Source organism: Nocardia carnea (assembly GCF_029868325.1).
Lineage (GTDB): Bacteria > Actinomycetota > Actinomycetes > Mycobacteriales > Mycobacteriaceae > Nocardia > Nocardia carnea_C.
Window position 1 is genome coordinate 1 of record NZ_JARWNW010000095.1, and the last position, 7,583, is coordinate 7,583.

The window sequence follows — 7,583 nt, forward strand, 5'->3', positions numbered from 1 at the left end:
CATCCACGCGACCTGATTCGCAATCGCCGAATGCGGCACCGCCACACCCTTCGGCCGACCCGTCGAACCCGAGGTGAAGATGACATAGGCAGTGTTCGACGGCCGAACCGGCGCAAGCCGATCCGCATCCGTCACCGGCGCGGCGTCGAAACCGCTGGTATCGAGAGTGTCCAATGCCAGCACCGGCACACCCGCCAGCGCACCCACACTGTCACCGGCAACTGAACCATCACGGCCCGCGCCATCGGTACTCCCGGTTGCCGGCTCGACGCCGACAGCTTGCGCGTCGGTAGTGGTGGACAGCAGGCACACCGGTGCCGCGGTATCGAGGATGTACCCGATCCGCTCAGCCGGATGCGACGGATCCAACGGCACATACGCACCACCAGCCGCGACCACCGCATACATGCCCACAACCAAGTCCAGCGACCGCGACGCCAACAACCCGACCAGCGACTCAGGACCCACACCCTGCACAACCAGATACCGCGCCAAACGGTTCACCCGAGCCGAGAACTCGCCGTAGGACAGACTTGTCCCCTCGAACGACACCGCCGGTCGATCCGGGTGCGCCACCGCCATCCGCTCGAACCCGTCCAGCAGCAGCTGCGCGGGCAGCGCATGCTCGGTCGCATTCCACTCCGCCAGCACCCGGGTGCGCTCGACGGGCGCCAGGATCTCCAGATCACCCACCGGTGCCGACGCATTCGCGACGATCTCCCCCAGCAATCGGGTGAACCGATCCACCAACTCCTGCGCCGTCGCCCGGTCGAACAGATCCGTGGCGTAGGTCAGGTAGCCGTCCATACCCGCCGGGGTTCCGGCGGTGTCGTAGCTGTCGCCGACCATCAGATTCAGGTCGAACTGCGAGATCTCGGTATCGATATCGACACCGGCGACCGTCAGACCGGGCAGTTCGAGGGCGGACCGCGCCATGTTCTGGAAGGTCAGCCCGACCTGGAACAGCGGATGCCGTGCCTGCGAGCGGACGGGGTTGAGCACCTCCACCAGACGCTCGAACGGCACATCGGCGTGTGCGAAGGCGGCGATATCGATATCGCGCTGCCGCGCCAGCAGATCGGTGAATGCTTCGCCGCGATCGACCTGGGTCCGGAACACCAGGGTGTTCACGAACATACCGATCAGATCGTCCAGTACCTGTTCGCCGCGACCGGCCACCGGGGTGCCGATGGTGATGTCGTCGGTGCCCGACAGCCGCGACAGCAGCACCGCCAGCGCCGAATGCACCACCATGAACAACGTGGCATTGTGCTGCTGACCGATGGCCAGCAGTCCGGCGTGTGTCTCGGCGTCGACCCGCACCTCGAGCCGGCCGCCCACATAGGACTGCACGGCGGGCCGCGGGCGATCGGACGGGAGGTCGAGCTGCTCCGGAATCCCGGCCAGCTCCGCCTCCCAGTACCCGAGCTGCTTCGCCGCCAGCGACCCCGGATCGGATTCGTCGCCCAGCAGATTGCGCTGCCAGATACTGAAATCGGCGTACTGCACCGGTAGCGGTGCCCATCCGGGAGTTTCGCCGGCGGTGCGGGCCACGTACGCGGCCATCAGGTCGCGGGTCAGCGGGCCGACCGAGGAACCGTCGGCGGCGATATGGTGCACCACCATGGCGAGCACGAATTCGGCCGCATCCGTGGCATTGTCGTCCGAGGTCACCTCGAAAAGCGTTACCCGCAGCGGCACCTCGGTGGTCACATCGAAACCGGAGGATGCCAGTTCGGAGACGGCGGTCACGATATCGCCGGCCGCCACGGTCCGCACCTCGAGCTGCGGTACCGCCCGGCCCACCGGCAGGACGACCTGCACCGGACCGGATTCGGTTTCCGGATACACCGTGCGCAGGACCTCGTGGCGCGCCACCAGATCCGCGACCGCCACCCGCAGGGCGTCCACGTCGAGTTCACCGGACAACCTGATCGCCAGCGGAATGTTGTAGGCCACCGACTGCTGATCGAAACGGTTGAGGAACCACATCCGCTGCTGCGCCAGCGACAACGGAGCGGCTTCCTGGACCTCGCCCGACTCGGTGAGCCGCGTCGGGCGTTGTTGCGGCACCAACGCCGCGCGGCCACCCGAACCGGCATGCTGCTCGACCCGCACCGCCAAACCGGCCACCGTGGAGGCCTCGAACAATGCCCGCACCGGAACAGTCGTATCCAGCGCCTTGCTCAACCGCGCCGCAACCTGCGTCGCAACCAGCGAATTACCACCGAGGGCGAAGAAATCGTCATCGGCACCGACACGATCGGCACCCAGAACCTCGGCGAAGGTATGCGCCACGATCTCCTCGATCGGAGTCGACGGCGCCCGGAACTCCCGCGCCTCGAACTCCGGCTCCGGCAACGCTTTACGGTCCAGCTTGCCGTTCACATTCAACGGCAGCGCGTCGAGCTCCACGAACGCCGACGGCACCATATACGACGGCAACCGCTGCCCCAGCGCGTCCTGGATACGTGCGAAATCCAGGCCGGCGCCGGATCCACCGGCAGTATCGTCTTCGCCGGCGGACGGGACGAGATAGCCGACGAGCCGATCACCGGTCCGCGGATCCGACTTCGCCACCACAGCCGCATGCGCGACCTCCGGCAGGGCCAGCAGCGCGGCTTCGATCTCACCCAGCTCGATCCGGAAGCCACGAATCTTCACCTGGAAATCGGTACGACCCCGATACTCCAGACCACCGTCACGATTCCAGGCGACCAGGTCACCCGTGCGATACATCCGCTCACCCGGAGTGAACGGATCGGCCACGAACCGCTCCGCGCTCAGATCCGGCCGGCCGAAGTACCCGCTCGCCAGCTGGATACCGCTCAGATACAACTCGCCCGATACCCGGTCCGGGACCGGCTGCAATCGGCCGTCCAGCACGTATACGCGGGAATTCCACTGCGGCGCACCGATCGGCACGGAAATCTCATCGGCCTCGGTCACCCGGTGCGTGGTGATCGACACCGCGGCCTCGGTCGGACCGTACAGGTTGAAGAGCCCGATATGCGGGTAGTCGGCGAGCATCCGCTGGGCGGTCGGGGCCGGCAGCGCTTCGCCGATGGCCAGCACCCGCCGCAACGACGCAGACATATCCACATCGGCGGTCAGCAGCGCATCCAGCATCGACGGAACCACCGCCGATGTCGTCACATTCTCACGAGCCATCAGGCTGTTGAGGTAGGACGGGTCCTGATGACCGTCCGGCGAGGCGATCACCATCCGGCCACCACACACGGCAGCGGTCCAGAACTCCCACACCGACACATCGAACGTCGCCGCCGTCTTGAGCAGGATCGAGTCCGAGGCATCCAGACCGAATTCGGCAGTGATGTACCGCAACTGGTTCACGATCGCCGCATGCGGCACCGGCACGCCCTTGGGCCGCCCGGTGGAGCCGGACGTGAAGATCACATAGGCCGTATTCGACGCTCGCAACGGCGCCACCCGGTCCGCGTCGGTGACCGGAGCGTCCGAATGACCGGAGAGATCGAGGGTTCCCAGATCCACCACAGGCGCCCCCACGACACCTGCACCCAACCCGCTCTCGGCATTCGTCAGCACACATACCGGTGCCGCGGACTCGAGAATGTAGTTCGTGCGTTCGGTCGCCTGGCCGGGATCGATCGGCACGTAGGTGCCACCGGCCGCCGTCACCGCGTACATCGCGGCGACCAGATCCACCGAGCGGCGCAGGCCCAGCACCACCCGGTCCTGCGGGCCCACTCCTTGCGCGATCAGATACCGGGCCAGCCGGTTGATCCGCGCGCCCAGTTCGGCGTACGACATCCGCGAACCATCGGTGGCCACCAACGCCACCGCGTCCGGAGTAGCCGCGACAGTGGCGTTCAGCAACGAGGCCAGGGTGTCGGACGAATCCAATTCCCGGGCAGTCGTATTCCGCTGCACCAGGGCGGCGCGCTCAGCGGGGCCCAGCAGGTCCAGTTCGCCGACCGGAGTCCGCGGAGCGGCGACGATGGCATCCAGCAATCGCGCGAACCGGTCCACGAAATCCTGCGCGGTCGCGTGGTCGAACAGCGCCGTGGCGTAGGTCAGAACACCGCCCAGCCCCACCGGGGCACCCGACTCGTCGTACCGGTCGCCGATGATCAGATGCAGGTCGAACTGGGACAGTTCGGAGTCGAACTCCACCCCCGAAACCGCCAACCCGGGCAGCTCCAGACTGGTCTGCGCCAGGTTCTGGAACGACAGGCCCACCTGGAACAGCGGATGCCGCGCCTGCGAACGGACCGGGTTCAGCACCTCCACCAGGCGTTCGAACGGGACGTCGGCGTGGGCCAGCGCGGCAACATCGATCTCGCGCTGACGCACGAGCAGATCGGTGAAGGCCTCCCCCTGATCCAGCTGTGTCCGGAACACCACGGTGTTCACGAACATGCCGATCAGATCCTCGAGCGCTTCCTCACCGCGACCCGCCAGCGGCGTGCCGACGGCGATATCGTCGGTGCCGGACAGCCGCGACAGCAGCACGGCGAACGCGGAATGGATCACCATGAACGCGGTCGCGTTGGCACCGCGCGCGATATCCAGCAGTGCCGCATGGGTCTCGGCGCCGATATGCACCTCGATCCGGCCGCCCGCGAACGACTGCACCGCCGGGCGCGGCCGATCCGCCGGCAGCTCCAGCTGATCCGGCAGCCCGGCCAGCGATTCCCGCCAGTATTCGATCTGCTTGTGCGCCAAGGATTCCGGATCGTTCTCGTCACCGAGGAGTTCCCGCTGCCAGATACTGAAATCGGCGTACTGCACCGGTAGCGGTGCCCATCCGGGCGCCTCGCCCGCGGCACGAGCAGCATAGGCGGTCATCAGGTCCCGGGTCAGCGGCCCGGTCGAGGCGCCGTCGCCGGAGATATGGTGCACCACCACCGCGAGCACGTATTCGTCTGTTGCGCCGTCGATTTCGAACAGCACACCCCGCAACGGCACCTCGGAGGTGACATCGAACGGCAGCGACAGGAGTTCGATCAGCGCGGGCTCGACGGCATCCGGCGCCACGACCCGGGATTCCACATCGACGATCTGCCCGCCGGGTGGGAGCACCACCTGGACCGGACCGGATTCGGTTTCCGGGTAATAAGTCCGCAGCACCTCGTGCCGATCGACCAGATCGCCGATCGCGGCGCGCAGGGCCGCCACATTCAGCTCGCCCGACAGCCGTACCGCGATCGGGATGCTGTAGGCCGCGGATTGCTCGTCGAACCGGTTCAGGAACCACATCCGCTGCTGTGCCATCGACAGCGGCACCCGCTCCGGACGTGGTCCGGCGGTGAGCGCCCGGCGCTCGCTCCCCTCCCCGCTGAGCTCGGCGAGCCGTTCCGCAAAGCGGGCCACGGTCGAGGCCTCGAAGATGATCCGGGCCGGGATCCGCGCATCCACCACGGCACCCAGCCGGGCCACCACCTGGGTCGCGATCAGCGAATTACCGCCGAGGTCGAAGAAGTTGTCGTCGGCGCCGATCGGGTCGGCGGGATGCAACAGTTCGGTGAATACGGCGGCGACCTGCTTCTCCAGCCAGGTCTCCGGTTCGCGGTACTCGGTGGTGCGCAACTCGGGTTCGGGCAGGGCCCGGCGATCCAGCTTCCCGATAGGAGTCAGCGGGATCTTGTCCAGCACGGTGATACTCGCCGGAACCATGTACGCGGGCAGCCGGCTCTCGGCCAGGGCGATCAACTCGCCGGTATCGACCACGGCGCCGTCGGCCGGATGCACGTACGCGGCCAATACGGTGGCCCCGCTGGGCGGCTCGTATCCGATGGTGACGGCGAAGTTCACCGATTCGTGCCCGGCCAGCACCGCATCGATTTCGCCCAGCTCGATGCGGAAACCGCGGATCTTCACCTGGAAATCGTTGCGACCCAGATAATCCATCGCGCCGTCTGCCCGCCAGCGCACCAGGTCGCCGGTGCGGTAGAGCCGGGTACCGCCGCCGTCGAACGGGTTGGCCACGAAACGTTCGGCGGTGAGCCCGGGGCGGTTGTGGTACCCGCGCGCCAACTGGATACCGGCGACATACAGTTCGCCCGTGACCCCGGTGGGCAGCGGCCGCAACTGTTCGTCGAGTACGTACTCGGTGGCGTTGCGGACCGGCGCGCCGATATCGACCGGTTCACCCGGTTTCAGAGGCTCGCTGATATTGACCAGGATGGTGGTCTCGGTAGGCCCGTACCCGTTGAAGAATTTGCGCGGATGGCCGTCCACCAGCGTTCCGGCCCATCGCCGGACCAGCTCCGGCGGGCACGCCTCGCCGCCGACGATCACCACGCGCACATCGTCCAGGCCGGCCGGATCGATCGACGACAGCGCGGACGGGGTGAGCATGAGATGGGTCACCGGTTCGCGCCGCACCAGCGCGGCCAGTTCTTCGCCGCCGTACACGGTGGGCGCGACCACCACCAGGGTGGCCGCGGCGCCGAGAGCGATCAACATTTCGTTGACCGAGATATCGAAGGACGGCGAGGCGAAATGGGTCAGCCCGGCGGTGGAATCCACCAGGAACCGTTCGCACTCTTCGGCACAGAACCCGGCCAGCCCCGCCTGGGTGACCACGACGCCCTTCGGGAGGCCGGTCGACCCGGAGGTGTAGATGACATAGGCCGGATGCTCGGCGCGCAACTGGCGCAGCCGTTCGTCGAAGGACACCGGTTCGGCCGGATACTGTGCGAGCGCGGCGGCGGTATCCGGGCTGTCCACCGCCAGCCACTCCACCTGCTGCGGTAGTCCGGCCACCGAGTCCGCCACCGACAGCCCGAACACGACGCCGGAATCGGTCACCATATGGGTGATGCGGTCCGTGGGGTGGTTCACGTCCACCGGCACGTAACCGGCGCCGGTCTTCGCCACCGCCCACACCGCGACCACCGAATCGATCGAACGCGGGATACCGATCGCGACCAGATCCTCGGGGCCTACCCCGCGCGCGATGAGCAGCCGGGCCAGCCGGTTGGAACGTTCGTCCAGCTCCGCGTAGGTGAGCTGCCCGAGGGTGGTGGTGGCATCGGCATAGCGGACGGCGATCCCGGTGGGGTTGGTTTCCACGGCCGTGGCCATGAGCTGGGGCAGGCTGGTGAAACGGGGGCGCCGGGCGCGGGTGGGCCTAGTGCGTGCCGTTCGGGTCATCCTCGCATCACTTCCTGGAGATGGCTGCTCTGGTCACCGACAACAGAACCCATCTACCTACCTCACCTGCCGTTTCCATGCTGCACGCCGTGCGCCCCGAGGCCGCGGATCCGCCGCCCGGCGCGGCGGCGGTACCGCCATGAGGGCATGACCGACCGCTGCGGCACTCGCAGTCTTCCATCATTACATGGTCCGACGTGGCCCCGCCGTTACCGTCGCAGGCCACAGCCACCCTGCGAGCGCACCGGGCGTACGGCGCGGATCACACCGCGTACGGCGCGGATGACGCCGGGCGCGCGGTCTGGATCACACCCGGCACACAGGGCGAATCACCACCGGCGCCGCGAACGGCATCGCGACCGGCGCACCGGACCGGACCACACCCCGCGCACCCGACCGGACCACACCGGGTGCACGGGGCATCTGAGCTTCGGGCGGACCCG

General features: G+C 67.5%; 1 protein-coding gene. It reads right to left on the bottom strand.

Annotated features, from left to right (window positions below):
- The coding region (locus tag QH196_RS06020; protein ID WP_432279444.1) for an amino acid adenylation domain-containing protein at window positions 1-7,059 on the bottom strand (7,059 nt) is incomplete at its 3' end.
- Between the last annotated feature and the right edge of the window lie 524 nt (window positions 7,060-7,583).